General features: G+C 62.4%; 26 protein-coding genes. 23 read left to right on the plus strand and 3 right to left on the minus strand.

The features are described from left to right. Positions 1-4: 4 nt before the first annotated feature. On the minus strand, positions 5-556 hold the full coding sequence (locus NKJ84_RS00665; RefSeq protein WP_352476095.1) for a DUF2269 family protein: 552 nt from the start codon (positions 554-556) through the stop codon (positions 5-7). A gap of 580 nt (positions 557-1136) precedes the next feature. On the opposite strand from NKJ84_RS00665, the gene rcdA reads away from it, so the two are divergent. The 18 genes from rcdA to ftsH all read left to right on the plus strand — a co-directional run bounded on the left by rcdA (position 1137) and on the right by ftsH (position 16088). Continuing rightward, positions 1137-1664, plus strand: a complete 528-nt coding sequence (gene rcdA / locus NKJ84_RS00670) for a protease adaptor protein RcdA (protein WP_352504944.1) — start codon at positions 1137-1139, stop codon at positions 1662-1664. Between the two features lie 176 nt (positions 1665-1840). Next, on the plus strand, positions 1841-2353 hold the full coding sequence (gene ruvC / locus NKJ84_RS00675; protein ID WP_254816459.1) for a crossover junction endodeoxyribonuclease RuvC: 513 nt from the start codon (positions 1841-1843) through the stop codon (positions 2351-2353). Between the two features lie 56 nt (positions 2354-2409). Further along, a complete protein-coding gene (locus tag NKJ84_RS00680; protein WP_352504945.1) occupies positions 2410-2679 on the plus strand; it encodes an AbrB/MazE/SpoVT family DNA-binding domain-containing protein in 270 nt (89 codons plus the stop codon). Then, on the plus strand, positions 2657-3079 hold the full coding sequence (locus NKJ84_RS00685; RefSeq protein ID WP_352504946.1) for a type II toxin-antitoxin system VapC family toxin: 423 nt from the start codon (positions 2657-2659) through the stop codon (positions 3077-3079). The genes NKJ84_RS00680 and NKJ84_RS00685 overlap by 23 nt, the downstream gene beginning before the upstream one ends. 13 nt (positions 3080-3092) lie before the next feature. Next, positions 3093-3713 (plus strand): Holliday junction branch migration protein RuvA, encoded by a 621-nt coding sequence (gene ruvA, locus NKJ84_RS00690; protein ID WP_352504947.1) that lies wholly within the window; start codon positions 3093-3095, stop codon positions 3711-3713. Positions 3714-3780: 67 nt separating this feature from the next. Beyond that, positions 3781-4065, plus strand: a complete 285-nt coding sequence (locus NKJ84_RS00695; protein ID WP_352476100.1) for an AbrB/MazE/SpoVT family DNA-binding domain-containing protein — start codon at positions 3781-3783, stop codon at positions 4063-4065. Further along, positions 4040-4465: a type II toxin-antitoxin system VapC family toxin gene (locus NKJ84_RS00700; RefSeq protein WP_352504948.1), complete on the plus strand. Its 426-nt coding sequence runs from the start codon at positions 4040-4042 to the stop codon at positions 4463-4465. The genes NKJ84_RS00695 and NKJ84_RS00700 overlap by 26 nt, the downstream gene beginning before the upstream one ends. Beyond that, a complete protein-coding gene (gene ruvB, locus NKJ84_RS00705; RefSeq protein WP_352504949.1) occupies positions 4462-5502 on the plus strand; it encodes a Holliday junction branch migration DNA helicase RuvB in 1041 nt (346 codons plus the stop codon). Before NKJ84_RS00700 ends, ruvB begins: the two co-directional genes overlap by 4 nt. A gap of 129 nt (positions 5503-5631) precedes the next feature. Further along, entirely contained in the window at positions 5632-6102 is a 471-nt protein-coding gene (ybgC, locus tag NKJ84_RS00710) for a tol-pal system-associated acyl-CoA thioesterase (protein ID WP_352504950.1), read from the plus strand. Positions 6103-6397: 295 nt separating this feature from the next. Further along, positions 6398-7108 (plus strand): protein TolQ, encoded by a 711-nt coding sequence (gene tolQ / locus NKJ84_RS00715; protein WP_352489260.1) that lies wholly within the window; start codon positions 6398-6400, stop codon positions 7106-7108. Between the two features lie 9 nt (positions 7109-7117). Next, on the plus strand, positions 7118-7576 hold the full coding sequence (gene tolR, locus NKJ84_RS00720) for a protein TolR (RefSeq protein WP_352504951.1): 459 nt from the start codon (positions 7118-7120) through the stop codon (positions 7574-7576). Between the two features lie 7 nt (positions 7577-7583). After that, complete coding sequence (tolA, locus tag NKJ84_RS00725; protein WP_352504952.1) at positions 7584-8741, plus strand: cell envelope integrity protein TolA; 1158 nt, start codon at positions 7584-7586, stop codon at positions 8739-8741. Between the two features lie 78 nt (positions 8742-8819). Then, complete coding sequence (gene tolB, locus NKJ84_RS00730; RefSeq protein WP_502896067.1) at positions 8820-10091, plus strand: Tol-Pal system beta propeller repeat protein TolB; 1272 nt, start codon at positions 8820-8822, stop codon at positions 10089-10091. A gap of 96 nt (positions 10092-10187) precedes the next feature. Then, a complete protein-coding gene (locus NKJ84_RS00735) occupies positions 10188-10544 on the plus strand; it encodes a four helix bundle protein (protein ID WP_352505151.1) in 357 nt (118 codons plus the stop codon). Between the two features lie 229 nt (positions 10545-10773). Continuing rightward, positions 10774-11280: a peptidoglycan-associated lipoprotein Pal gene (gene pal / locus NKJ84_RS00740; RefSeq protein ID WP_352504953.1), complete on the plus strand. Its 507-nt coding sequence runs from the start codon at positions 10774-10776 to the stop codon at positions 11278-11280. Positions 11281-11468: 188 nt separating this feature from the next. Continuing rightward, positions 11469-12569 carry a tol-pal system protein YbgF gene (gene ybgF / locus NKJ84_RS00745; protein ID WP_352504954.1) on the plus strand — a complete coding sequence of 367 codons (1101 nt, stop codon included), beginning with the start codon at positions 11469-11471 and terminating at the stop codon, positions 12567-12569. Between the two features lie 54 nt (positions 12570-12623). Next, on the plus strand, positions 12624-14057 hold the full coding sequence (tilS, locus tag NKJ84_RS00750) for a tRNA lysidine(34) synthetase TilS (RefSeq protein WP_352504955.1): 1434 nt from the start codon (positions 12624-12626) through the stop codon (positions 14055-14057). A gap of 105 nt (positions 14058-14162) precedes the next feature. Beyond that, entirely contained in the window at positions 14163-16088 is a 1926-nt protein-coding gene (gene ftsH / locus NKJ84_RS00755; protein WP_352504956.1) for an ATP-dependent zinc metalloprotease FtsH, read from the plus strand. Positions 16089-16478: 390 nt separating this feature from the next. Here ftsH and NKJ84_RS00760 read toward each other — a convergent pair whose 3' ends face one another. Then, the gene (locus NKJ84_RS00760) at positions 16479-17465 is read right to left on the minus strand and encodes a hypothetical protein (protein ID WP_352504957.1); all 987 of its coding nucleotides are present in this window, start codon (positions 17463-17465) and stop codon (positions 16479-16481) included. A 534-nt stretch (positions 17466-17999) separates the two neighbouring features. Here NKJ84_RS00760 and glmM point away from each other — a divergent pair. The 5 genes from glmM to serA all read left to right on the plus strand — a co-directional run bounded on the left by glmM (position 18000) and on the right by serA (position 24549). Beyond that, positions 18000-19352, plus strand: a complete 1353-nt coding sequence (glmM, locus tag NKJ84_RS00765; protein WP_292664754.1) for a phosphoglucosamine mutase — start codon at positions 18000-18002, stop codon at positions 19350-19352. 221 nt (positions 19353-19573) lie between these two features. Continuing rightward, a complete protein-coding gene (locus NKJ84_RS00770) occupies positions 19574-20413 on the plus strand; it encodes an outer membrane protein (RefSeq protein ID WP_352504958.1) in 840 nt (279 codons plus the stop codon). Between the two features lie 233 nt (positions 20414-20646). Then, positions 20647-21396, plus strand: a complete 750-nt coding sequence (locus NKJ84_RS00775) for an outer membrane protein (RefSeq protein ID WP_352504959.1) — start codon at positions 20647-20649, stop codon at positions 21394-21396. Between the two features lie 196 nt (positions 21397-21592). Beyond that, entirely contained in the window at positions 21593-22768 is a 1176-nt protein-coding gene (locus tag NKJ84_RS00780) for a phosphoserine transaminase (protein WP_352504960.1), read from the plus strand. Between the two features lie 182 nt (positions 22769-22950). Next, the gene (serA, locus tag NKJ84_RS00785; RefSeq protein WP_352476115.1) at positions 22951-24549 is read left to right on the plus strand and encodes a phosphoglycerate dehydrogenase; all 1599 of its coding nucleotides are present in this window, start codon (positions 22951-22953) and stop codon (positions 24547-24549) included. 84 nt (positions 24550-24633) lie between these two features. On the opposite strand, the gene NKJ84_RS00790 is transcribed toward serA, so the two are convergent. Further along, entirely contained in the window at positions 24634-25536 is a 903-nt protein-coding gene (locus NKJ84_RS00790; protein ID WP_352504961.1) for a DMT family transporter, read from the minus strand. Between the last annotated feature and the right edge of the window lie 126 nt (positions 25537-25662).

Here is a 25662-nt window from a genome sequence, read left to right on the forward strand (position 1 = left end):
AACCTCAGGCGGCACTCGGCAGCAGCGGCCGCGTCCTGCCAAGCGCCAGGGCAACGCCGGTTGCTAGCACGAACGCCATGCAGCCCAGAATGGTGATGTCGTGCAGCGTCGGCTTCAGCACCATGTCTGCGATGATCACCAGCATCACCGAATAGTCGAAGCGCGCGGCATTGAGGACGCGCTGGCCCTGGGCAAGCACTGCCGGCGTCACGCCATCCTTGGCGATCATGCCTGCCATGCGGTCGGCAGTCGGCTTGAAGACGAACATGCCGATGCAGAAGGTCGTCGCATAACCGGCAAGGCCGATCAGCACCCACAGATCGGAAAAGCCGACCCAGAAGCCGCACATGATGAGGCCGAAGAGCAATGTCAGCATCGACATCGGCGCGAAGAACCGGTTGCCGAGCTCGCCGGTGGCGCGCATCGCCTGCAGCATGCCTTCGACGTTTCCGGCACGGTCGGCGCGTACCGCAAGCAGCATCAGCGTGAAGCCGCCGCCGACCCAGAGGATCGCCGAGACGATGTGCAGAAATTTAACGACCGAGTACCAATCCATTGTTCGCTCCTTGAGAGATTTTCATGATTGCCGGAGCGCAAGGTTTGCTCCGCCTCGTTGGGAGGAGCGCGGCGTTTAGCGCGTCGCCTGTTTCGGAACGATGTCGCGGGCAGTGCCGCTTTGTTTCGGTATGTCGGTCACGATCTGGAAGAACCATGGCGCAAGCGGGTCGCCCCCGCTTCCAGCCAGTGGTGTGAACGCCGCCCTGGCCGGTCAGCTGTGCTGTTACGGCACAGATGCCGGGCCCTTGATCGAAAAATATGCGCTGCGTTAAGGCTTCGTTAAGCTTTACAGGCGTTTACTATGTCCATCCAGTGATCTGGATTCTTACCGAGTGGTTGGAGCCACTTTGTTTGACGCCTCCCTGTTAAACTCCTGAGAGCCGCCTTATCCGCGGCTCTTTTTTTGTGCGCCGGCATGGGCGTCTAGCGGCTAAATGCGGCCGTTAACCGTTTGTTAAACATGTGCTTGCCTTCGCTGGCAGCGAAGCGCATTTTCAAGCTTCAGTCGTTTAGGCTGCCGGATGTGGCAGACCAAGAGCCGAATCGGCCGGCTGTGAGGCAAGTGCAGGGGCGTGGCAATGAACGAGCCTTCGAAGGCTGGCGCGAAAACCATCAAGCTGGCGGAGCGCCGGGTTTTCTCCCAATCCTTCAAGCCGCTCTATCAGGAAGGCATGGGCCTGGTCGAGCAGGCGGCCGAGTATCTCGACGGCAAGGGCCGCGCCGAGGCCAAGAAGCTGTCGAGGCCGGCGGCGACGCTTTATGCGGCCGAATCGATGCGGCTGACCACCAGGCTGATGCAGGTCGCCTCGTGGCTGCTTTTGCAACGGGCGGCGAATTCCGGCGAGATGACCCGCGATCAGGTGGCCTCAGAAAAATCCAAGGTGCGTCTCGACACCGCCTCGGCGCATGAGGAGGCGCCCGGCTGGGCCGAATTGCCGAACGATTTCACCGACCTCGTCAACCGCTCGCTGCGCCTGCAGGCGCTGGTGCGCCGCATGGACGAGGAGATCTATGGCGGCCTCACCGAGGTGCCGCCGTCGAGCCGTCGCCTCAATCCGGTGTCCGACCAGATCACGCTGCTCAACACGGCTTTCGCCCGCGGCTGAGGGACCGTTTGATAATTCTACTCCGACGGACACCTAAGGCCGCCTCGGTTCTCGAAAATCACGCCATCTGCCTCGTCAGAGCGAATCTCAAACAGCCTGCGCGACGTAGCCACCCCTCGTTTCTGGTTTGTTCACATTTCGCTGGCATCGCTGTCTACCAGGGGTAAAGTTGGCGGATGGGGGAAGCGATTCGCATCATCGGCATCGATCCGGGGCTGAGGCGCACCGGTTGGGGCATCGTCGAAAGCCTCGGTAATTCGCTGCGCTTCGTCGCTTCCGGCACGGTGCGGTCCGACGACAAGGCCGCCCTGGCGATGCGTCTTTGCCAATTGCATGATGGGCTCGCCGAGGTCCTGCATGCCGCGATGCCGCACGAGGCGGCGGTCGAGCAAACTTTCGTCAACAAGGACGCCGCAGCGACGCTCAAACTCGGCCAGGCACGCGGCATCGCCATGCTGGTGCCGGCGCGTGCCGGCCTTGTCGTTGCCGAATACGCGCCAAACGCCGTCAAGAAGGCGGTGATCGGAGTCGGCCATGGCGACAAGAAGCAGATCCACATGATGGTCAAGGTGCTGATGCCGAAGGCGACTTTCGACAGCGACGACGCCGCCGATGCGCTGGCCATCGCCATCTGTCACGCACACCACCGGCAGAGCATCGCCTACAGGCTGGCGGCGCTGGTCGGATAAGTTTGTTCTTGACTTGTTCTCAGGCCGGCAATAAGTAATACCGACGAGGTATTACCATGCGCGTTACCACCAAGGGGCAAGTGACCATCCCGAAGGAGATCCGGGATCATCTGGGTATCGGCCCAGGTTCGGAGGTGGAGTTCGTTCCCACCGAGGACGGCGCTCGTGTTATGGCGGTCAACGAAAACATGTCGGAGGAGGAAGCCTCGCGCAGATTCAGCCAGATGCTCGGCCGTATGGCCGGTACGCTGGATTTGGGGGGCATGACGACGGACGAATATATGAAATGGCTGAGGGGCCCGCGTGAAGACCTCGACATTGATTGACACAAATGTCTTGGTCGACGTTTGGGGTCCTGCCGGACGGGAGAGAATGTGGTCTGCGTCGGCAATTACCGCATGCCGGCGCGACGGCGCGCTTGTCATCAACACAATCGTCTGGTCCGAGCTCGCGCCGCTGATTGCAACGGAGCAGGCCCTTCGCCAGGCAGCCGACATGCTCAAGATCGAGCGTGAATTCGTGCCGTGGGAAGCAGCCTTCCTTGCCGGTGTCATGCACTCGCGCTATCGCCGCGCCGGCGGCATTCGCGAACGAACCTTGCCGGATTTCTTTATCGGCGCCCATGCAGTTGTCGCCGGGCATCGCCTGCTGACGCGCGATGCTGCGCGCTATCGCAGCTACTTCCCGGACCTCGACATCATCTCTCCGGAAACCCACCCGGCATGATCGGCACGCTCAAATGATCGGCAAGCTAAAAGGCACGCTGGACGAGATCGACGAGGATTTCTGCATCGTCGACGTGCATGGCGTCGGCTACGTCGCCTATTGCTCGGCGCGTACGCTGGCGGCATTGCCGCAGCCGGGCGAGGCGGTGGTGCTGTTCATCGAGACCTATGTGCGCGAGGACATGCTGCGGCTCTATGGGTTCCAGTCGGTGCTGGAGCGCGAGTGGTTCCGGCTGTTGATGAACAATGTGCAAGGCGTCGGCGCTAAAGTGGCACTGGCCATCCTGTCGACGCTGGCGCCGGCCGATCTCGCCAATGCGATTGCGCTGCGCGATATCGCCATGGTCAGCCGTGCGCCCGGCGTCGGCAAGAAGGTCGCCGAGCGCATCGTCACCGAGTTGAAGAACAAGGCGCCGGCCTATGCAGGCACTGCCTCCGGCACCATCGGCCTGAAGCAGGAGCTCGGTGAGGGCGTTGCCTCGGCGCCGATCACCGACGCCGTCTCGGCGCTGGTCAATCTCGGCTATTCGCGCGACACCGCCGCCAATGCAGTCGCAGCGGCGCTGAAGGCGGCAGGTGAGGAGGCGGACGCATCGAAGCTGATCCGCTTCGGGCTGAAGGAGCTCGCACGGTGAGACGTTGCTGGAAAGTGAAATTCCAACTACTATGTGATCGGTAAGAATTTTCTCCAGGAGTAAGAATATGGGCGCATATGCCAGTCTGACCTCCAAGGGACAGCTCACGATTCCAAAGGACGTCCGCGACGCCTTGTCGCTCAAGACGGGCGATACGATCGCCTGGACGGTCATGGATGGTTACCTGATCGGAACGCCGCGCAACCTCGGATTTGCCGACCTCGCCGGATTCTTGGGAGATCCGCCTGGCGGTCCCGCTACGCTGGAGGAAATCGACGCCGCTGTGCGGGATGCAGTCGGCCGGCATGTTGTCGGGGATAGATCAAATGACGGACAAGAGGGTCCCGCTTGACGTCGATCGGCATCGATACCAACGTTCTGCTTCGCATGTGCTCAATGATGATCCGGAGCAGCGGGCAAAGGCGCTTGCGTTCGGCAGCGGCCTTAGTGTGAAAATGCCCGGCTTCGTGAGTTTGATGGTGCTGGTCGAATTCAGCTGGTCGTTGGCTTCGCGCTACAGGCAGCCAAAGGAACAAGTATTGGCCGCAATCCAGAGGCTGCTCAAGATCAAGACGCTGGAGTTCGAAGACTTCGATGCCATCGTCATCGCGCTCGAGCGATCGAATTCAGTGCAGGTCGACTTTGCCGACGCGTTGATTGCGGAACACAATCGAAAATTAGGTTGCTCGCACACGGTCACCTTCGATCAGCGCGCTGCCAAGGCCATTCCCGGTATGGAACTGCTCGCATGAGCCTTTCGCCACGCCTAATTGCTCCCGACAGACGCGGCGAGGACGCCGAGCAGACCTTGCGGCCGCAGACGCTCGGCGACTTCGTCGGCCAGGCTGCGGTGCGGGCCAATCTCAAAGTCTTCATCGAGGCCGCCAAGGGCCGCAGCGAAGCGCTCGACCATGTGCTGTTCGTCGGCCCGCCCGGCCTCGGCAAGACGACGCTGGCGCAGATCATGGCGCGCGAGCTCGGCGTCAATTTCCGCTCGACCTCGGGTCCGGTCATCGCCAAGGCCGGCGATCTGGCGGCGTTGCTCACCAATCTCGAAGACCGCGACGTGCTGTTCATCGACGAGATCCACCGGCTCAACCCGGCGGTCGAGGAAATCCTCTATCCGGCGATGGAGGATTTCCAGCTCGACCTGATCATCGGCGAGGGGCCGGCGGCGCGCTCGGTCAAGATCGACCTGGCTCGCTTCACGCTAGTCGCCGCCACCACCCGGCTCGGCCTGTTGACCAACCCGCTGCGCGACCGTTTCGGCATTCCGGTCCGGCTCAATTTTTACTCGGTCGAGGAACTCGAGCAGATCGTGCGGCGCGGCGCCCGCATCCTTGCCATGCCGCTCGGCGACGACGGTGCCTTGGAGATCGCCCGGCGGGCGCGCGGCACGCCGCGCATCGCCGGGCGGCTGTTGCGCCGGGTGCGCGACTTCGCCAGCGTTGCCGGCGACGGTCATGTCGACCGCAAAGTCGCCGACGAGGCGCTGACGCGGCTGCAGGTCGACGGGCTCGGCCTCGACGCGCTCGACCGCCGTTATCTGTCGATGATCGCCCGGAATTTCGGCGGCGGGCCGGTCGGCATCGAGACCATCGCTGCCGGGCTTTCCGAGCCACGCGATGCCATCGAGGACATCATCGAACCCTTTCTGATCCAGCAAGGCTTCATCATGCGTACCCCGCGCGGCCGCGTGCTGGCGGCCAATGCCTGGCGGCATCTCGGCCTCGACGCGCCGAAGGACCTGGCGCAGCAGCAGATCAGCCTGTTCCAGGAAGAGCCCTAAGTTCCGCTACTTATGGCTTTGCTGCTGGCAGTTCCCCGGCCCAGCCCTCCAGGTCTTGATCATCGCCGGTCTATGCGCAAAACAGGTGGTGTCAAAACAGATGCTCGTCGGGACCAAAAGGACAGCGCAATGGACGATCATGGTGAATCGGCGTTGTCCGCCGGGCTTTCCGGAGCGCTGACGGAATTCGGCCATCGATTGATGGCGCGGGTCTATTATGCAGACACCGATTTTTCCGGCGTCGTCTACCACGCGCGCTATCTCGAATTCTTCGAGCGCGGCCGTTCCGACTATCTGCGGCTGGCCGGCGTCCACCACACCGAGCTTGCCGACGGCAGGCATGGCGAGAGAATAGTCTGGGTGGTGCGGCGCATGGAGATCGACTTCCGCGGTTCGGCCCGCATGGACGACATCCTGACCATCGATACGCGCACCGACGAGATTTCCGGCGCCCGCATCGTCATGGCGCAACAGTTGAAGCGCGGCAGCCAAGTGCTGGTCGAGGCGCGTGTCGAAGCGGCGATTGTCGGCGAGAACGGGCGGCCGCGGCGCTTTCCCAAGGACTGGATCGCAGCCTTCATGCCCAGAACGCGCAAATAAGGTCTCAGAGGCGGACGATCCGGAACTCCTGATCGAGGCGAGGATCGCCGGGCGGCTCGTCGGGGCGCGGCAATGCGCCGCGCTGTACGTCATAACCCATCCTTAACCATAACGGTCCATGAAGGGATTGGTTAAGATTGGGAGAATCCAAGCGCCTTCCTTTCACCAATATTTGCCCCGAAAAGGCCGCCAACGGTGCATTTGGGGTTATTCCGCAAGCTTAACGCGAACGGACCACAAGGGATGCCCATGGGCCAGCCGCCAGCCACGCCCGGAAAATCTTTAAGGACGTAACATGGAAAACATCGCTCTCGCCGACCCGGGCGCGCATTTATCGATTTGGGCCTTGTTCATGCAGGCCGGTTGGGTGGTCAAGCTGGTCATGATCGGCTTGCTCTGCGCCTCGATCTGGACCTGGGCGATCATCGTCGACAAGCTCGTCGCCTATGCCCGCATGCGGCTGGCGCTCAACCGCTTCGAGCAGGTGTTCTGGTCGGGACAATCGCTGGAAGAGCTTTACCGCACGCTCGCCGACCGCAAGACGACCGGCATGAGCGCGATCTTCGTCGCCGCCATGCGCGAATGGAAGAAAAGCTTCGAGAAGGGCGCGAAATCGCCGCTCGGCCTGCAGACCCGCATCGACAAGGCGATGGATCTGGCGTTGACCCGCGAAATGGAAAAGCTGGAAGGGCGGCTCGGGTTTCTCGCCACCACCGGCTCGGCGGCGCCCTTCATCGGCCTGTTCGGCACCGTGATCGGCATCATGACCTCGTTCCAGGCGATCGCCGCCTCGAAGAACACCAGCCTGTCGGTGGTCGCGCCCGGCATCGCCGAAGCGCTGCTGGCGACAGCCATCGGCCTGCTCGCCGCCATCCCGGCCGTCATCGCCTACAACAAGCTGTCGTCGGACGCGAGCAAGATCGCGGTGCGCATGGAAGGGTTTGCGGATGAGTTCTCCGCCATACTCTCGCGCCAAATCGATGAAAAAGTCGCGCAGAAGGCCTGAGGAACGATCATGGGAATGTCCGTAAGCGCAGGTGGCGGAGGACGCGGCGGGCGCGGCCACAGGCGGCGCGGCCGCCATCACGCCTTGATATCGGAGATCAACGTCACGCCGATGGTCGACGTGATGCTGGTGCTGCTGATCATCTTCATGGTCGCAGCACCCTTGCTGACGGTCGGCGTGCCGATCGACCTGCCGGATACGCAGGCCAAGGCGATGAACGCCGATACGCAGCCTATAACCGTGTCCATCAACCCGGCCGGTCAGATTTACCTCCAGGAAACCGAGATCCCTGTCGAGGAGCTGGTGGCGAAGCTGCAGGCGATCTCGAAGACGGGCTATGACGAGCGCATTTTCATCAGGGGTGACAAGGCGACGGATTACGGCACGGCCATGAAGGTGATGGCCCGCATCTCGGCTGCCGGCTACAAGAATATCGGCCTGGTTTCACTGCAGGAACAGGATCAGTAGACGCAAGATGAGGACCGGCCTCACCACATCGGTGATCTTGCATACGGTGGCGATTGCCTTCGGGCTGTTCACCTTGTCCTCGCCGCCCGCGATGCCTGCGTCCGATGCGGAATCGGTGTCGGTCGAGATCGTGCCGATGGAAGCGACGGCACAGGTCCTGCAAGGCGACAAGAAGTCTGTGATGCATGACAAGCCGGCGCCGCTGCCGACACAGCGTCCCGACATCGTTCCCGATGCTCAGAAAGTCGGCGATAACAGCGTCGATACCGACAAGCCGCCGACACCTGAGCCCAAGCCCCAGCCAGTCGACATGACGGCGGCTCCGCCACCCGCGCCGACGCCGGTCGAAAAGCCCAAACGCGAGGACGTGCCGAAGCCGAAGGAAGAGCCGAAGCCTATTCCCGCTACGGAGGTCGCGCCGGTGCCGCAGCCGAAGGAAGAGGTCAAGCCCGAGCCGGTCAAGCAGACCGAGCCCAAGCCGACGCCGGCCACGGAGCCGACGCCCACGCCACCGCAGGACAAGACCGCCGCGATCGATCCGCAGCCCGAGGTCAAGCCGGATGCCGTCGCCGAGGCGATTGCCAAGCAACCGCCGACCGAGGAGGCGCAGCTTCCGGACTCGGCGCCAGCACCCGAGGCTCGGCCGAAGCCGCAGCCGGCCCAGGCCGAAAGCGCCAAGGCGCCCGAGCGCAAGGATGCCGACAAGCCGGTCAAGGAAGCCTCGTCCAGGCCCAAATCTGAAGACAAGCAGTTCAACGCCGACGAGATTTCGGCTCTGCTCGACAAGCGGAAGCCGTCCGGCGGCGGCGCCAAGCGCTCGACCCAGCAAGCATCGCTCGGCGGCGACAAGGATCAGGGCCAGAAGCTTTCGAAATCGGAGCAGGGGGCATTGGAGGCCCAGCTTAGTAATTGCTGGACCCTGCCGGTAGGGCTCGAGGGTTCGGAGAATTTCGTGGCTGTGATCCAGTTCAACCTGGACGCCTCCGGCAAGCTGGATGGCCGGCCTACTGTCGAAAAATCGAGCGGAAACCGCCCGTTTGACGAAAGTGCAGTGCGCGCGGTTCAGAAATGCGACATGGCCGGCCTGCAGGTTCCGGCGGGCAAGCAAGACATCTGGTCCGACGTTCGGGTCACTTTTGACCCTAGGGAGATGCTCGGCCTTTAGGCCCGGCGCTCACAGAATCAGCGAAAGAAGCGAGAAGACATGAAATCCATCCTCAAGCCGCTCCTGACGATCGCAGCGATGGCGCTGGGTATGACCGTTGCCGTCACCCTGCCGGCGCGGGCGCTCGTTGAGCTCAACGTCAATAAGGGCAATGTCGAGCCGTTGCCGATCGCCATCACGGACTTCCAGGGCGGCGATGCGCTCGGCGCCGAGATTTCCGGCATCGTCAGTGCCGACCTGAAACGCTCCGGCCTGTTCGCGCCGATCGACAAAAGCGCTTTCATTGAAAAGATCTCGAGCCCGGATGCCACGCCGCGCTTCGAAGACTGGAAGGTGATCAATGCGCAGGCGCTGGTCACCGGCAGTGTCGGCAAGGAGGCTGACGGCCGCATTCGCGCCCAGTACCGGTTGTGGGACACGTTTGCCGGCCAGCAGATGTCGGGCGAGCAGTTCTTCGCCAACGACGCCAATACCAGGCGCGTCGCCCATATCATCGCCGATGCGATCTACGAGCGGCTGACCGGCGAGAAGGGCTATTTCGACACGCGCGTTGTCTTCATCGACGAGTCCGGTGCCAAGAATGCGCGCAAGAAGCGGCTTGCCATCATGGACCAGGACGGGGCCAACGTCCGCTATCTCTCGAACGGCAAATCGATCGTGCTGACGCCGCGCTTCTCGCCGAACCGGCAGGAAATCACCTACATGTCCTATGAAAGCGGTCAGCCGCGGGTGTACCTGCTGCAGATCGAGACGGGGCAGCGCGAGCTGGTCGGCAATTTCCCCGGCATGACGTTTGCGCCGCGCTTTTCGCCCGACGGCCAGAAGGTGATCATGAGCCTGCTGCGCGATGACGGCAATTCCAACATCTTCGCCATGGACCTGAGAAGCCGCTCGACGACCAGGCTTACCAACTCGACCGCCATCGACACCTCACCGTCCTACTCGCCTGACGGCAGCAAGGTGGTGTTCACCTCGGATCGCGGCGGCCGCGCGCAGATCTATGTGATGGGCGCCGACGGCTCGGGCCAGACCCGCATCTCGTTCGGCGACGGCGTCTATTCGACGCCGGTATGGTCGCCGCGCGGCGATCTCATCGCCTTCACCAAGCAGACCGGCGGCGAATTCCAGATCGGCGTCATGCGCACCGACGGTTCGGGTGAGCGCATCCTGTCTACCGGCTTTCAGCAGGAAGGGCCGACCTGGGCACCCAACGGCCGGGTGCTGATGTTCTTCCGTGATTCCAATGGCGGACCAAAACTTGTTTCGGTCGATCTCACCGGCCGCAACGAACAGCCGATCCCGACGGCGAACTTCGCCTCGGATCCGGCCTGGTCGCCGCTGCTGGAATAGGCGGGAAGAGGAATTGAGGAATTGAAGAACTGACGAACTGACGAGTTGAAGAACTGAAGAGTTGAAGAACTGAAGAATGGAGAAGGCAGAGGTCACATCGAGCACGCGAGGGATTTAGAAGTCTATAAGCGTGCCTATGCGGTTTCCCTTGGGGTACACAGAGCCACGCTTGCCTTTCCGAAAATGGAGCAATACGCGCTCGCCGATCAACTACGTCGTTCCAGCAAGGCGATCTGCGCCAATTTGGCCGAAGGCTTTGCCAAACAGACCCACTCCAAGCCCGAATTCGCACGGTTCACTTCGATGGCCATAGGATCGTGCAGTGAAGTGGAGACCTGGATTTCGTATGCGTTCGACCTCGAGTACATCACACAGGCGCAACGCGACGATTGGTTGCAATCCTATGCCCGCGTCTATGGAATGCTGGTCAATCTCAGAGAGAAGCTGAGGTGATCTCTTCCTCAATTCCTCAATTCCTCAACTCCTCAATTCCCTCTTTTCATGTTTTGGCCGCATTTCCGCCTACGGTCCGCGCTCATTGTCGCCCTTGAGTAGCCCTCGGCAGAACGGTTGCGGACGGCAGCCGAAACCAAATTTTAACCGTGTTTCTTGAGCGTCGGTTAACCCAAACGTGGTTACTGGACGATCAATGAAATCACTCGAATTGCGAAGGAGAGGCGGCATGGGCCGTATCGCAGCACTTACCACAAACCCGGTCATGATCGCGCTCGTCGCGATGCTCGCGATCACCGGTTGCGCCTCGAAGAAGACGCCGAACAGCGCCGCCGATCTCGGCCTCAACGGCGCCGGCGCGGCAACGCCCGGGTCGGCCCAGGACTTTACCGTCAATATCGGCGACCGCATCTTCTTCGATACCGATTCTTCCTCGATCCGCGCCGATGCGCAGACGACGCTGTCGCGCCAGGCGCAGTGGCTGAACCAGTACAAGCAGTATGCCATCGTCATCGAAGGCCATGCCGACGAGCGCGGCACGCGCGAATACAATCTGGCGCTCGGCGCCCGCCGTGCTGCCGCCACCCGCGACTTCCTGGTCGCCAAGGGTGTTTCGGCGCAGCGCCTGAAGACCATTTCCTACGGCAAGGAGCGTCCGGTCGCGGTTTGCGACGACATCTCCTGCTGGTCGCAGAACCGCCGCGCCGTGACCACCCTGAGCGGCGCCGGCTCCTGATCGGCAAAAATGCAACACTTAGTGCGAAAGGCGGCCGCAGGGCCGCCTTTTTCGTATCTGCTCGCTCCAAACAAAATTTGGCCGAAGTCTCACGTCCTGTTAAGAGCCGAGAGCGTCTGGCCAGTCCCCAGTTGGCTGGTCTACTTCGAGTGAGAGGCGCGCAACAATGGTTTCACGGCGAGAGGCACATGCATTTCAGATCGGTCTTGAGCGGCACGCTTGCGCTGCTGCTCGTATCAAGTATCGCGGCACTTGCTGACGGTATCGGGGCAAACGCCACCGAGCAGTCATCGGAAAGCGGTTTTTCCTTCCATCTGCCGACGATCAAACTGCCCGCCATTTTCGGCGAAAGGAAAAAGCCGGATCAGGTTCAATTCGCACAACAGGATGGCACCGGCACTCCGGCGCTGGAGGAACAGCTCCGGCAGATGAACGGCAAGATCGAGGAACTCAATTTCCAGGTTCTGCAGATGCAGGAGCAGATCCGCAAGCAGCAGGAAGACAACGAATTCCGTTTCCAGCAGTTGGAAGGCGGTCCGCAAGGCGCGCAGCAGCCGGCCGGACAGAAGAAGTCCGAGGCCGCGCCCAGCAGCGACGGTAACGTGGCGGAGGTCCCGGCAACGCAGGCTCCGGCCGACGCGGGCAAGGCAGCAGACGGCGGCAAAAGCGTCGAAGACGTCATCATCGAATCGCCCAACGGCGATCCCGGCAAGCTGATCCCCGGCGCGCCGCCTAAGACGTTCGGCACCATCACCGTCGACAAAAACGGCAATGTCGTCGAAGCCGATGGCAATGCGCAGGCGAACGCGCCGTCGCAGAATACGGCCCCAGCCAACGGCGCCAGCGCGGCCGGCAACAAGGCCGGTAAATCCGACGACACGGTGGTCGCGGCACTCCCATCGACCAACGACCCGGAGGAGCTTTACCGCAACTCTTACCAGTTCATCCTGTCGGGCGACTACAGCACCGCCGAACAGGGTTTCCGCGATCACATCGCCCGTTTTCCCCGGGACGCCAAAGCGGCGGATGCGCATTACTGGCTTGGTGAATCGCTGCTCGGCCAGCAGAAATACCGCGATGCGGCCGAGATTTTCCTCGCTGCCAGCAAGGACTATCCCAAGGCCAAGAAGGCGCCCGACATGCTGCTGAAGCTCGGCGTTTCACTGGTCGGGCTGAAGCAGCGCGACGTGGCCTGTGCCACTTTCAGCGAGATCGGCAAGCGCTACCCTGATATTTCCGGCGCGCTCAAGGAGCGGGTCAAGCAGGAAAGGGCACTCGCGGCGTGCTAGTTTTTCCGTTGCGTGTCGCTGCCGCAAAACCGGGCCCACGCTTGGGCGACATGCATGACGCTCGACACCGGGCCTGACCTTTCGGATTTTTCGCGGATCGACTTTTCCAACGGCGCTGTTGCGGCCGTGTCCGGCGGCAGCGACTCGACCGCCCTCCTCCTCCTCCTCAAAGCCCATCTCGACCGTAACGCCCCGGCAACGAAATTGCTGGCGGTGACGATCGATCACCAATTGCGGCCGCAAGCGGCAGCGGAAGCGCAAGCCGTGGCCAGGCTGTGCGCGGCGCGCGGCATTGCCCATCGCATCCTCGCCTGGTCGGGGCACAAACCATCGACCGGCCTGCCCGCCGCCGCGCGCGAAGCCCGATACCGGCTGCTCGCCGAGGCCGCCGACGCGGAAGACATCGGCCTGATCCTGACCGGCCACACCGCCGACGACCAGGCCGAGACGGTGCTGATGCGGCAAGCACGTGACGACGGGCCAGGTGAGGAGAGGCCGCGCGACGAAGGGCGGGGCCTTGCCGGCATGGCGCCGGCAACCCTCTACGAGTGGCGGCACTGGATCGTGCGGCCACTGCTCGGCGTAAGGCGTGGGGCACTGCGCGAATTCCTGCGGCGTGAACAGGTTGCCTGGATCGAAGATCCGACCAATGCCGACACCGCTTTCGAGCGGCCGCGCGTCCGCGCAGCACTTGCCGAACGCGATAGTGCGCCTCGCGTGGCCGAAGCGATAGCGTTGGCCAGAAAGGTGGCGGCCGAGCGTGAGCAATTGGGACGCCGCGCGGCCATGCTGATCCGCAGCTTGGCCTCCAGGCCAGCCGCCGGCCTCGTCCGCCTCGACCGGGATTTTGCGACTGAAAGCGACAGCGGGGCGGCTATTTATGCGCTGCGCATTCTGCTGGCGGCGACCGGCGGCACAGCCTTCCTTCCCGACCAGGCCCGCAGCGGAGCCCTTTTCGGCCGGCTCCGCACCGGGGCGCTTTGTGCCACATTGTCGCGGACCGTGATCGATGCCCGGCGTACCGGTATCTTTTTGCATCGCGAATTGCGCGATCTGCCGCCCGCTGTCGAGGTTTCCGACAATGCCCTTTGGGACGGCCGCAGACGGATCACATTGGGCGACAGTTCAAGTGCATTGTTGATCGCGCCGCTGTTGGTAGCCCCGCTCGGGGCGGCTCTTGCCGCAAAGCGGGCAATTGCCGGGCATGGCACGCCGGCAAGCCTTGTACGCGCAGCCCTGGCCGCCGAGCCGGCGTTATGGCGGGATGGCGAATGCCTTGGTCTGCCTGGGGAAGGCCCGGGTTTGCCCGGGGAAAGCCCGATGCCGGCGGCTGTCGCCGCATATCCGGCAGTCGCGCCCTTCGCCCGTTTCCTGCCGTCCTTCGATCTGGCGCCGGCCGATGCCGTCGCCGCCTTGCTTGGCGCGGCGCCGGTTCCAGCCTCGCCATTCGGCGGCCACAGTGCCGGCCTACCACGGGCGAAAGCTTAACCGAGACCTGCTGTTATGCTTGGCAAGGGGAGACGCTCTCCCTATGTTAGGGCCAAGTTTCCTCTCACGACGCGTGTCCGCCCAGCGGCGCCAACGGGACAATTGATGAATCCGAATTATCGCAACCTCGCGCTCTGGGCGATCATAGCGGTCCTGCTCATCGCTCTCTTCAATCTTTTCCAGACGCCGCAGACGCGTGGGGCCTCGAGCGATGTCCCCTATTCGCAGTTCCTGCAGGAAGTCGGGGCGGGACGGATCAAGTCGGTGACCATCGCCGGCGCCCGTATCTCCGGCAATTACACGGACAGCTCCAACGGCTTCCAGACCTATTCGCCTGGGGACCCATCACTGGTTTCGCGTCTGCAGGACAAGAACGTCACCATCAATGCGCGTCCTGAATCCGACGGCTCCAATTCGCTGTTCGGCACCCTGATCTCCTGGCTGCCGATGATCCTCATCCTCGGCGTCTGGATATTCTTCATGCGCCAGATGCAGTCCGGTTCCGGCCGTGCCATGGGCTTCGGCAAGTCGAAGGCCAAGCTTTTGACCGAAGCGCATGGCCGCGTCACCTTTCAGGACGTCGCCGGCGTGGACGAAGCCAAGCAGGATCTGGAAGAGATCGTCGAGTTCCTGCGCGACCCGCAGAAATTCCAGCGGCTCGGCGGCAAGATCCCGCGCGGCGTGCTGCTCGTCGGTCCTCCCGGAACCGGCAAGACGCTGCTCGCCCGCTCGGTCGCCGGTGAAGCCAACGTGCCGTTCTTCACCATTTCGGGCTCGGACTTTGTCGAGATGTTCGTCGGCGTCGGCGCAAGCCGCGTCCGCGACATGTTCGACCAGGCCAAGAAGAATGCGCCTTGCATCATCTTCATCGACGAAATCGACGCGGTCGGCCGCCATCGCGGTGCCGGCCTCGGCGGCGGCAATGACGAACGCGAGCAGACGCTGAACCAGCTGCTGGTCGAGATGGATGGCTTCGAATCCAACGAAAGCATCATCCTGATCGCCGCCACCAACCGGCCCGACGTGCTCGATCCGGCGCTGCTCAGGCCGGGCCGCTTCGATCGCCAGGTGGTGGTGCCGAACCCCGACATCGTCGGCCGCGAGAAGATCCTGAAGGTGCATGTGCGCAACGTGCCGCTGGCGCCCAATGTCGACCTCAAGGTGATCGCGCGCGGCACGCCGGGCTTTTCCGGCGCCGACCTGATGAACCTGGTCAACGAGTCCGCCCTGATGGCGGCGCGGCGCAACAAGCGCCTCGTCACCATGGCCGAATTCGAGGACGCCAAGGACAAGATCATGATGGGCGCCGAGCGCCGCTCGTCGGCGATGACGCAGGCCGAGAAGGAGCTGACCGCCTATCACGAGGCCGGCCACGCCATCCTGGCGCTCAACGTGCCGTCGGCCGATCCGTTGCACAAGGCGACCATCATTCCGCGCGGCCGGGCACTCGGCATGGTCATGCAGCTGCCGGAAGGCGACCGCTATTCGATGAGCTACAAATACATGATCTCGCGCCTCGCCATCATGATGGGCGGCCGTGTCGCCGAGGAGTTCAAGTTCGGCAAGGAGAACATCACCTCGGGCGCCTCCTCCGATATCGAGCAGGCGACCAAGCTGGCGCGCGCCATGGTGACGCGCTGGGGCTTCTCCGACAAGCTCGGCCATGTCGCCTACGGCGACAACCAGGAGGAGGTGTTCCTCGGCCATTCGGTGGCGCGCACGCAGAACATCTCGGAAGAGACGGCGCAGATCATCGACGCCGAAGTGCGCCGGCTGATCGACGAGGCCTATTCGACGGCAAGGTCAATCCTGACTAAGAAAAAGAAGGAATGGATCGCGCTGGCGCAAGGCCTGCTCGAATACGAGACGCTGTCGGGCGAGGAGATCAAGCAGCTGATCGCCGGCAATAAGCCCGCACGCGACCTCGGCGACGACACGCCGCCGAGCCGTGGCTCGGCCGTACCAAAGTCCGGCCGCCGCAAGAAGGGTCCCGAGCCCGAAGGTGGCATGGAACCCCAGCCGTCAAGCTAGGCCCCGGCCCAGGACAGATCGACTTCGAAACGCCGCGGGCTCCAACCGCGGCGTTTCCTTTTGATGTTCGCGAGGCGCAAAAGCTGCCGGTCTCCCTACTTGTGGGCAGGGCTATCGCAGGTGGAAAGCCGAGGCTTTCGCCCTACGATGAGGGAGACTTGGCGCCGACCCTGGGCAAATTGCCTGCCGTTCGGCGCAAGGGCTCAACGGCGCCGACGACCCGCCCTCCGAGGCGGGTTTTTGCTTCCGGCGGCGGACAGAGGGAGCGAAGGAACGCGACCTGACAGTTGGTCCGACCTCGGAAGGCCCTCTCACTTGTTCGGCAATAACAAAAAAGCCCGCGAACCTTGCGGCTCGCGGGTTCCTATCGTCGGATGATGATGGCGCCGGTCAGCTCTTCAGCTTGGCGTTGCAGAGGCTGTAGAAGCCGCCGCCCTTCTGGATCCACCTGAGGCCGCCCAGCGTGTTGGCGTCCTTGTTCGCGTAATAGAGGTCGAGGCAGGTGTGCATGCGGCCCTTGGCCGGGGTCTCGGTTGCATACTTCTTGGAGATCGCCGTCGGGAATTTCACGCCCTGGGGGGCGGTGATGGTCGGCGGCTGCGGATCGCCGGTATACTTGGCATCGGGAGCCGGCAGGGTGTCGTCGTCGGCTGCGCCGGCGCCGCATTGGCTCTTGCGGAAGTCGTTCCACTTCATGCCGTTCAGCGTGTTGCCGGCCTTGGCAGCCTGATATTTGGCGCTGCAATCCGCCATACTGAGGCCTTTGCCGGAATCGGTCGCGGCGGCTGTCGCCGCCTCGGCAGGTGCCGCGGCAGGCTGTGCCGCTGCAGTTGCGCCGGCGGCGCATTCACTCTTGCGGAAGTCGTTCCATTTCATGCCGTTGAGCGTGCCGGCAGCCTTGGCGGCCTGGTATTTGGTGCTGCATTCCTTGGCCGTCAGGCCCGGCGCAGCGTCGTCGGCGGCTGCCGCAGCCTTGGTCGTGGCGGCGGGTTGTGCGGCTGCCGTCGCGTCGGCGGCGCACTGTGTCTTGCGGAAATCGTTCCACTTCATGCCGTTCAGCGTGCCGGCGGCTTTTGCCGCCTGGTACTTGGTGCTGCACTCCTTCGCCGTCAGGCCCGGGGCCGCATCGTCGCCGGCGGCTGCCTTGGTGGTGTCAGTGGCCTTGGCCGGGGCGGTGTCGGTCGTAGCGGCGGTGGCATCGGTGCCGCATTGCGCCTTGCGGAACTGGTTCCAGTTCTGCCCGCCAAGCGTTCCCGCATCCTTCGCCGCGTTATACTTGGTGCTGCACTCGGCCATGGTCAGCGCATTGGCAGGCGCCGCCAGGAACAAGGTCGCGACGGCAAGACCCGTCAAAGTGGCAAGTCGGTGGATGAGCATGCGTTTTCTCCCTGTGGCAGTTCATGATATGTCCCAGTGCAGCAATAGCGCTCAACGGCTGGTTGCGCCAGATGCTAAGTAGCGTAGAGACAAATTTAGAGGTGCATTCTTTTCTTTAAGGTGATGAATTCGTTGCCGGGACCGTCTCCCAGCCAAATTCGTCCGGGTGCATTGCACGGAGAGCGCGCATATGGCTGGTTCCCAGCGAGGCCACTGCGTCACATGACGGACAGTCAAATCGGCGGGTGCGGAGGACCTGAGCCTACCGCTGTCTGGAGCCGCACGATGCGGACTCGGGTTCAAGGCCACACTGCCACAGACCAAAGGATCCAGATGAGTTTGAGTTGACGTTTCTGATGCTGCTGCCGCAACAAGGGCTCGGAACTTGAAAATCAACACACTAGCGTGACGCAAAACACACAAAACAACAATTTTCTAAGGATTGGTCGTCCATAATCATACAATGTGATGACGGGGCTTGGGCCATTTTATGGCATGAGATGCTCGGAAAGAACCATCGGGAAGCTGGCGAACATGGCAGGACATTATTTCGGTACGGACGGCATTCGTGGGCGAGCCAACAAGTTTCCAATGACGGCGGAGGTCGCCATGCGGGTCGGCATGGCCGCCGGCCTCTCGTTCCAGCGCGGCAGCCACCGCCACCGCGTCGTGCTCGGCAAGGATACCAGGCTTTCCGGCTACATGATCGAGAACGCGATGGTATCCGGCCTGTGCGCCGCCGGCATGGATGTCTTCCTGCTCGGCCCTATCCCGACGCCCGCTGTTGCCATGCTGGTGCGCTCGCTGCGCGCCGATATCGGGGTGATGATTTCTGCCTCGCACAACCCCTATTACGACAACGGCATCAAGCTGTTCGGCCCCGATGGCTACAAGCTGTCCGATGAGATCGAGGAGCGTATCGAGGGGATGCTCGACAAGGATATCGAATTGGCGCTCGCTGATTCCGATGGGCTCGGCCGCGCCAAACGCGTGGACGGCGTGCATGACCGCTATATCGAATTCGCCAAGCGCACGCTGCCGCGCTCGATGTCGCTGTCGGGCCTGCGCATCGTCGTCGATTGTGCCAATGGCGCCGCCTACAAGGTGGCGCCCGACGCGCTATGGGAACTCGGCGCCGAGGTCGTTGCCATCAATGTCGAGCCCAACGGCTTCAACATCAACAAGGAATGCGGCTCGACTCATCCAGCCGGCTTGCAAAAGAAGGTGCACGAAGTGCGCGCCGATATCGGCATTGCGCTCGACGGCGATGCCGACCGCGTCGTCATCGTCGACGAGAACGGCGCGATCGTCGATGGCGACCAGATCATGGCGCTGATTGCCGAGTCCTGGCACCAGAGCGGGCGGCTGGCCGGCGGCGGTGTCGTCTCGACGGTAATGTCCAATCTCGGCCTCGAACGCTTCCTCGGCGACATGAACCTGCAGTTGCATCGCACCAAGGTCGGCGACCGCTATGTCGTCGAGCACATGCGTGCCCATGGGCTCAATGTCGGCGGCGAACAGTCGGGTCACATCGTGCTGTCCGACTTTTCGACCACCGGCGACGGCCTTGTCTCGGCGCTGCAGGTGCTCGCCTGCATCAAGCGGCAGAACCGGCCGGTGAGCGAACTGTCGAAGAAGTTCGAGCCGGTGCCGCAGCTGTTGAAGAATGTGCATATTTCCGGCGGCAAGCCGCTCGAGGAGGCGCCGGTCAAGGCAGCGATCGAAGATGCGCGCAATCGCCTCGGCAAGGCCGGGCGCCTGGTCATCCGGCCATCCGGCACGGAGCCGCTCATCCGCGTCATGGCGGAAGGCGACGACCCACAACTTGTCGAGTCCGTCGTCAACGACATCGTCGAGGTCATTTCGGAAACGCGCAGCGCCGCCTGATCTCCCTCCAACATCGGTTCAAAGCCCGCCTTGCCGGCGGGCTTTTTATTGAGTCGCCAATTCCGCCTGCAGCAACGGCCGCCAGATTGCTCGACTTTTGGAGATTCGTGGTTAATCAATACGGTTAAACGCCTTTTAACCTTTCCGATTCATTATCCACAACTGAGGTCAATCACGTTTCGGGCGCGTTCGCCGTTCGAGGGTTCTCAGGAGTGATAAGCATGTTCAACACAGCAAGAATGGCCCTCCTGGCCGCGCTGTTTGCCGGCGCCGGGCCGGCATTCGCCGCCGATTTCGTCGAGCCGCCCGTAGTCGAGGAGGCGCCACCACCGGTTGCCTACGAGCAGCCGGCCGAATTCGGCGGCTGGTATATCCGTGGCGACATCGACTATCACTGGTCGAAGTTTCGTGGCGGCGACTACATCACCTACGGTGTAGCGCCCCAGAATCCCGGCAAGTTCGATACAGGCAAGCTGGACGGCGCCTTCTCGGCCGGCGGCGGTGTTGGTTACCAGATCGACGAGCATTTCCGCACCGATCTCACCTTGGACTGGATGAGCAAGTCCAAATTCCGCGGCTCGACCAACGGCTTCTGCGGCCCGCAGCAAACGCCTTGCACGTCCGTCGATACCTCGTCCTATTCGGCGCTGCTGCTCTTGGCCAACGCCTATGTCGACATCGGCACCTGGCATGGGATCACGCCTTATGTCGGCGCCGGCATCGGCGGTGCCTGGGTCAAGTGGGATGAACTGCACAACGTGGACAGCGACGGTTCATTTGATCATAGCGGTGGCAAGGGCTGGCGTTTTGCCTATGCTGCCATGGCGGGCGCATCCTACTGCCTGACCGATCGCGTCAAACTCGATGTCGGCTACCGCTTCAGCCACATCAATGGCGGTAAGATGTTCGACTATGCCTCCCTCCCCAATGTCGGCCCAGGCTATGACAAAGGCATCAACGTGCACGAAGTGCGTGGCGGCCTGCGCTACCAGTTCGGCAGGTCGGACTGCGCGCCGCCGGAGCCCTACGTTCCAGAACCCGAGCCCGTCTACACCAAGTAGTTGTTTCTGAAATCCAGGAATTCGTCGACCGCCCGGCTGATGCCGGGCGGTTTCGTTTTGGCTGCCTAAGATGCTGCGGCGCTCGGGAACACCGCCCAACTTGAGAAGCGAAAGCGGATCAAATCAATTGCTAACGCCTTGTTATCCTTAACCCGCACTTAACCCCTATGGTTAACAATGCTGTCTGAAACGGCGCGCGATTGCGAATGCGCCAAGTTCGGGAGCCGAGGACCATGACATCCAAATCGCCTGTAGCACTGGCGCTAGCAGCAGTCGTCGTGTTGCCGCTGACGCCGGCGCTTGGTGCCGATTACGAACCGCCGGTCTATGTCGACCAGGCGCCCGATTATGTACCGGTCGAGGTTGGCTCGGGATGGTATCTGCGCGGCGATGTCTCCTATCTGGTGCAGAAGAGCTTCAGGGATGAGGATTTCGCCTTCACGCCCGCGAGCTTCGACGAAAAGGAAGATCCCATCTTCGCCAGCATTGGCTTCGGCTACCATTTCAACGACTATTTGCGCGCCGATCTCAATGCCGGCTATCTGCCCGGCAACAAGATCGAGGTCGGCTATAACAACGGAACGACCGTGGCATCGGCGACCCTGAAGAACTATGCCTTCTCAGGCATACTCAATGGCTATGTCGACCTTGGCACCTATGTCGGAATCACGCCTTATCTCGGCGCTGGTGTCGGTATCCTCCAGAGCAAGCGCCGCCTGTCGGCGAGCTACTTCACCGCCAACGCCGACCCCACCGACGATTTCGTCCTGCGTGACAACAAGACCCAATACTCCTTCGCCTACACGCTGAATGCCGGCCTTGCCTACCAAGTGTCCAAGAATGTCTCAGTCGATGTGGGGTATCAGTATTTCTCCGCACCCGACGCCGAATATGTGACGGCCGAAAGCCTGACTTCTTATCCGATCCGCAAAGGGATCAATAATCACCAGGTCAAAGTCGGACTGCGATACGACCTCTGGTAGGCTCGATCGAAGCTGAGGCGTGAACAATGGCGGGTCTTTGGCCCGCCGTTTGCGTTGTGGCACTTTTTTCCAAAGGCAGCCGGTATCCCGACAGCGACAAAAACTTTCCCCTTGACGCCGAAAGCCTGAACGCATATCGCCGTCCGTGGGCCACCCCTCCCCAACGAGGGGCCACTATCTGGAAGGATAGACCACGATGACGACGCATACGAAGCCCGAATTCCGTCCGGCAAATCCCAATTTTTCCTCAGGTCCCTGTGCAAAACGCCCCGGCTGGTCGGTCGAGGCGCTCAAAAATGCCGCGCTCGGGCGCTCGCACCGTGCCAAGATCGGCAAGACCAAGCTTGAACAAGCGATCGAGCTGACGCGGGAAATCCTCCAGGTTCCGGCGGATTACCGCATCGGCATCGTGCCGGCATCGGATACCGGCGCGGTCGAGATGGCGCTGTGGTCGCTGCTGGGCGAGCGCGGCGTCGACATGGTCGCCTGGGAGAGTTTTGGTTCCGGCTGGGTCACCGACGTCGTCAAGCAATTGAAGCTCGCCGACGCGCGCAAGATCGAAGCCGGCTATGGCGCGCTGCCCGACCTGACGAAAATCGATTTCGATCGCGACGTGGTCTTCACCTGGAACGGCACGACTTCGGGCGTGCGCGTGCCGAACGGCGATTTCATTCCGGCCGACCGCCGCGGCCTGACCATCTGCGACGCCACTTCGGCCGCGTTTGCGCAAAGGCTCGATTTCGAGAAACTCGACGTCGTCACCTTCTCCTGGCAGAAGGTGCTGGGGGGTGAGGGCGCGCATGGCATGCTGATCCTCAGTCCGCGCGCCGTCGAGCGCCTGGAAAGCTACAAGCCGGCCTGGCCGCTGCCGAAGATCTTCCGGCTCACTTCGGGCGGCAAGCTGATCGAAGGCATCTTCAAGGGCGAGACCATCAACACGCCGTCAATGCTGTGCGTGGAGGACTATCGCGACGCGCTGCGTTGGGCGCAGTCGATCGGCGGCCTCGACGCGCTGGTCACCAGAGCGGATGCCAATGCCGCTGTTCTGGATCGCTTTGTCGGAAAATCTTCCTGGCTCGGCCATCTTGCCGTCAACCCGGCGACGCGCTCGAACACATCGGTCTGCCTTTCCTTCACCGATCCGGATGTCGCTGCACTCAACGCCGATGGACAGGCTGCGTTCGCCAAGGCAATCGTCTCGGCGCTCGACAAGGAAGGCGTCGCCTACGACATCGGCGCCTATCGCGATGCACCGCCCGGCCTGCGCATCTGGTGCGGCGCGACAGTCGAGACCTCCGATCTCGAAGCGCTGCTGCCCTGGCTCGACTGGGCTTTTGCCGCACAAAAGGCGTCGCTGAAGGCAGCCGCCTGACTCCCTCTCCCTCGAGGGAGGGTGGCCCAAAGGGGCGGGTGGGGTCGCCTCCAACCGCTCACCGATCCGCGATCCAGAAAGAAAAAGATTTGGCCGCATCCGGCCGCAATGACCCCACCCCGGCGCTTCGCGCCGACCCTCCCCTCAAGGGGGAGGGACGCCAATCGCAAAGGACCAAGCCAATGCCCCGCGTTCTCGTCTCAGACAAACTTTCCACCACCGCCGTGCAGATCTTCAGGGATCGCGGCATCGAGGTCGACTATTTGCCGGATCTCGGCAAGGACAAGGAAAAACTGCTCGAAGTGATCGGCCAGTATGATGGGCTGGCCATCCGCTCGGCGACAAAGGTCACGGAGAAGCTGATCAACGCCGCGACCAGGCTGAAGGTCGTGGGCCGCGCCGGCATCGGCGTCGACAATGTCGACATCCCGGCGGCGAGCCGCAAGGGTATCATCGTGATGAACACGCCTTTCGGCAATTCGATCACCACCGCCGAGCATGCCGTCGCCATGATCTTCGCACTGGCCCGCCAGATACCGGAGGCCAACGCCTCGACCCATGCCGGCAAATGGGAAAAGAACCGCTTCATGGGCGTCGAGATCACCGGCAAGACGCTCGGCATCATCGGTTGCGGCAATATCGGCTCGATCGTCGCTACGCGCGGCGTCGGCCTGAAGATGCACGTCGTCGCCTTCGATCCGTTCCTGTCGGACAGCCGCGCCGAGGAACTCGGTGTCGAAAAGGTCGAGCTCGACGAGCTGTTCGCCCGTGCCGACTTCATCACGCTGCACACACCGCTTACCGACAAGACGCGCAACATCATCGACGCCGCGGCGATCGCAAAGATGAAGACCGGCGTGCGTATCATCAACTGCGCGCGTGGCGGGCTGATCGTCGAGGCCGACCTGATCGCGGCCTTGAAGAGCGGCAAGGTGGCCGGCGCCGGCATCGACGTGTTCGAGGTCGAACCGGCGGAGAACAACGCGCTGTTCGGCATGGAGAATGTGGTGGCGACGCCGCATCTCGGTGCCTCGACGATGGAGGCGCAGGAGAACGTCGCGCTACAGGTCGCCGAGCAGATGTCGGACTATCTGATCAAGGGCGCCGTTTCCAATGCCATCAACATGCCGTCGATCACCGCCGAGGAAGCGCCGCGGCTGAAACCTTTCGTCAAGCTCGCCGAAGTGCTCGGCGCCTTTGTCGGACAGGTCACCGAGGATCCGATCAAGGAGGTCGAGATCCTGTTCGACGGCTCGACCGCGACGATGAATACGCGGGCGCTGATCAGCGCTACTCTTGCCGGGCTGATCCGGCCGCAGGTCGCCGACGTCAACATGGTGTCGGCGCCGATCATGGTGAAGGAGCGCGGCATCATCGTCGCCGAGGTCAAGCGCGACAAGTCGGGCGTGTTCGACGGCTATATCAAGCTAACGGTCAAGACCGAGCACAGGACGCGCTCGATCGCCGGCACCTGTTTTTCGGACGGCAAGCCGCGCTTCATCCAGATCAAGGGCATCAATCTCGACGCCGAGGTCGGTCAGCACATGCTCTACACGACCAATGCCGACGCGCCCGGCATCATCGGCCTGCTCGGCACGGTGTGCGGCGAGAACGGCGTCAACATCGCCAATTTCCAGCTCGGCCGCAACCGGCCGGGCGGCGATGCCATTGCGTTGCTCTATCTCGATGCGCCGTTCCCGGAAGACGTGTTGGCGCAGGTGCGCTCGCACAAATCGATCGACTCGGCCAAGCGGCTGCATTTCGACGTCGGCGCGGCCTGAAATTCGATCACCCCGTGTGCAGCAGCACGCGGGGCGCTTCCATGGTCGTTGACGGACCGCAGTGAACCGTCGCGGCAAGCGACTTCATTGAGCAGCGGATACCGCCATCTTCCGTCCGCTGTATTCGGCGAGGCTGATGCCGCCCAGCACCAGCGCGAGAGCCAGCGCCTGATAAAGCTGGAATGTCTCACCGACAATCAGCACCGACAGCAGCGTACCGAAGATCGGCACCAGATTGATGAACAGGCCGGCCCGGTTGGCGCCGATCAGCTCGTTGCCTCTGATATAGAAGATCTGCGAGATGACCGAAGCACCGATGGCAGTATAGAACGCGACAGCCCAGCCGCGGGCGTCGGGGACGATGACCTTGCCGGCGGCAATCTCCCACAGGAAGAAAGGCAGCGATGTGATGAGTGCGGCAACCGACAGCGCCAGCATCAGGCTCTGCCAGCGGATGACCGGCTTCAGCCGCAACCCCACCGAATAGAAGGAGTAGCAAAGCACGGCGACCAGCATGATCGCGTCGCCGAAGTTGAGATCCAGCTTGAGAAGCTGGCGCAGGTCGCCATGGCTCGCCGTCACCGCGACGCCGATGATGGTCAGCACGACGCCAGCGATCTGCACCCGGTTCACCCGCAGGCGAAACAGCACGAAATTGGCGATGATGATCACGATCGGTATCGCCGCCTGCTCGATCGAGACGTTGATTGCCGTCGTGTAGTTGAGCGCCGTGTAGAAGATCGCATTGAAAAAGGCGAAGCCGCAAGCGCCGAGCCCGCCAAGCAGCAACCAGTGCCGACGCACCACTGGCCAGTCCTGATGCAGCGTTCGCCAGCCGATCGGCAGCAGGATCAGAACGGCCAGAGTCCAGCGCAGGAAGACCAGCGTCATCGGCGAAATGTGGTCGACCGCCAGCTTGCCGGCCACGGAGTTGCCGCCCCACAGCAAGGTGGTGAACAGCAGGAAAAGGTAGGCGGCTCGATGCATCGTGACATTCCGGCCAGGCAGAGGGAATTCGACGTCGGTGTGGGCCTATTGCGACCGCCAACCCAAGTAAATGATGTCAAAGGCGAAAATTGTTGTGCCTCGGGGCGTTTTGGGCGGCAAAGAGTG

Origin of the sequence: Mesorhizobium sp. M0048 (genome assembly GCF_040323405.1) — a bacterium.
Lineage (GTDB): Bacteria > Pseudomonadota > Alphaproteobacteria > Rhizobiales > Rhizobiaceae > Mesorhizobium.

Excerpts from the sequence above, each read along its gene's own strand:
- NKJ84_RS00665 (WP_352476095.1), bottom strand. The coding sequence starts at position 556 with ATGGATTGGTACTCGGTCGTTAAATTTCTGCACATCGTCTCGGCGATC.
- rcdA (WP_352504944.1), top strand. The coding sequence starts at position 1,137 with ATGAACGAGCCTTCGAAGGCTGGCGCGAAAACCATCAAGCTGGCGGAG.
- ruvC (WP_254816459.1), top strand. The coding sequence starts at position 1,841 with ATGGGGGAAGCGATTCGCATCATCGGCATCGATCCGGGGCTGAGGCGC.
- NKJ84_RS00680 (WP_352504945.1), top strand. The coding sequence starts at position 2,410 with ATGCGCGTTACCACCAAGGGGCAAGTGACCATCCCGAAGGAGATCCGG.
- ruvA (WP_352504947.1), top strand. The coding sequence starts at position 3,093 with ATGATCGGCAAGCTAAAAGGCACGCTGGACGAGATCGACGAGGATTTC.
- NKJ84_RS00695 (WP_352476100.1), top strand. The coding sequence starts at position 3,781 with ATGGGCGCATATGCCAGTCTGACCTCCAAGGGACAGCTCACGATTCCA.
- NKJ84_RS00700 (WP_352504948.1), top strand. The coding sequence starts at position 4,040 with ATGACGGACAAGAGGGTCCCGCTTGACGTCGATCGGCATCGATACCAA.
- ruvB (WP_352504949.1), top strand. The coding sequence starts at position 4,462 with ATGAGCCTTTCGCCACGCCTAATTGCTCCCGACAGACGCGGCGAGGAC.
- ybgC (WP_352504950.1), top strand. The coding sequence starts at position 5,632 with ATGGACGATCATGGTGAATCGGCGTTGTCCGCCGGGCTTTCCGGAGCG.
- tolQ (WP_352489260.1), top strand. The coding sequence starts at position 6,398 with ATGGAAAACATCGCTCTCGCCGACCCGGGCGCGCATTTATCGATTTGG.
- tolR (WP_352504951.1), top strand. The coding sequence starts at position 7,118 with ATGGGAATGTCCGTAAGCGCAGGTGGCGGAGGACGCGGCGGGCGCGGC.
- tolA (WP_352504952.1), top strand. The coding sequence starts at position 7,584 with ATGAGGACCGGCCTCACCACATCGGTGATCTTGCATACGGTGGCGATT.
- tolB (WP_502896067.1), top strand. The coding sequence starts at position 8,820 with ATGGCGCTGGGTATGACCGTTGCCGTCACCCTGCCGGCGCGGGCGCTC.
- pal (WP_352504953.1), top strand. The coding sequence starts at position 10,774 with ATGGGCCGTATCGCAGCACTTACCACAAACCCGGTCATGATCGCGCTC.
- ybgF (WP_352504954.1), top strand. The coding sequence starts at position 11,469 with ATGCATTTCAGATCGGTCTTGAGCGGCACGCTTGCGCTGCTGCTCGTA.
- tilS (WP_352504955.1), top strand. The coding sequence starts at position 12,624 with ATGACGCTCGACACCGGGCCTGACCTTTCGGATTTTTCGCGGATCGAC.
- ftsH (WP_352504956.1), top strand. The coding sequence starts at position 14,163 with ATGAATCCGAATTATCGCAACCTCGCGCTCTGGGCGATCATAGCGGTC.
- NKJ84_RS00760 (WP_352504957.1), bottom strand. The coding sequence starts at position 17,465 with ATGCTCATCCACCGACTTGCCACTTTGACGGGTCTTGCCGTCGCGACC.
- glmM (WP_292664754.1), top strand. The coding sequence starts at position 18,000 with ATGGCAGGACATTATTTCGGTACGGACGGCATTCGTGGGCGAGCCAAC.
- NKJ84_RS00770 (WP_352504958.1), top strand. The coding sequence starts at position 19,574 with ATGTTCAACACAGCAAGAATGGCCCTCCTGGCCGCGCTGTTTGCCGGC.
- NKJ84_RS00775 (WP_352504959.1), top strand. The coding sequence starts at position 20,647 with ATGACATCCAAATCGCCTGTAGCACTGGCGCTAGCAGCAGTCGTCGTG.
- NKJ84_RS00780 (WP_352504960.1), top strand. The coding sequence starts at position 21,593 with ATGACGACGCATACGAAGCCCGAATTCCGTCCGGCAAATCCCAATTTT.
- serA (WP_352476115.1), top strand. The coding sequence starts at position 22,951 with ATGCCCCGCGTTCTCGTCTCAGACAAACTTTCCACCACCGCCGTGCAG.
- NKJ84_RS00790 (WP_352504961.1), bottom strand. The coding sequence starts at position 25,536 with ATGCATCGAGCCGCCTACCTTTTCCTGCTGTTCACCACCTTGCTGTGG.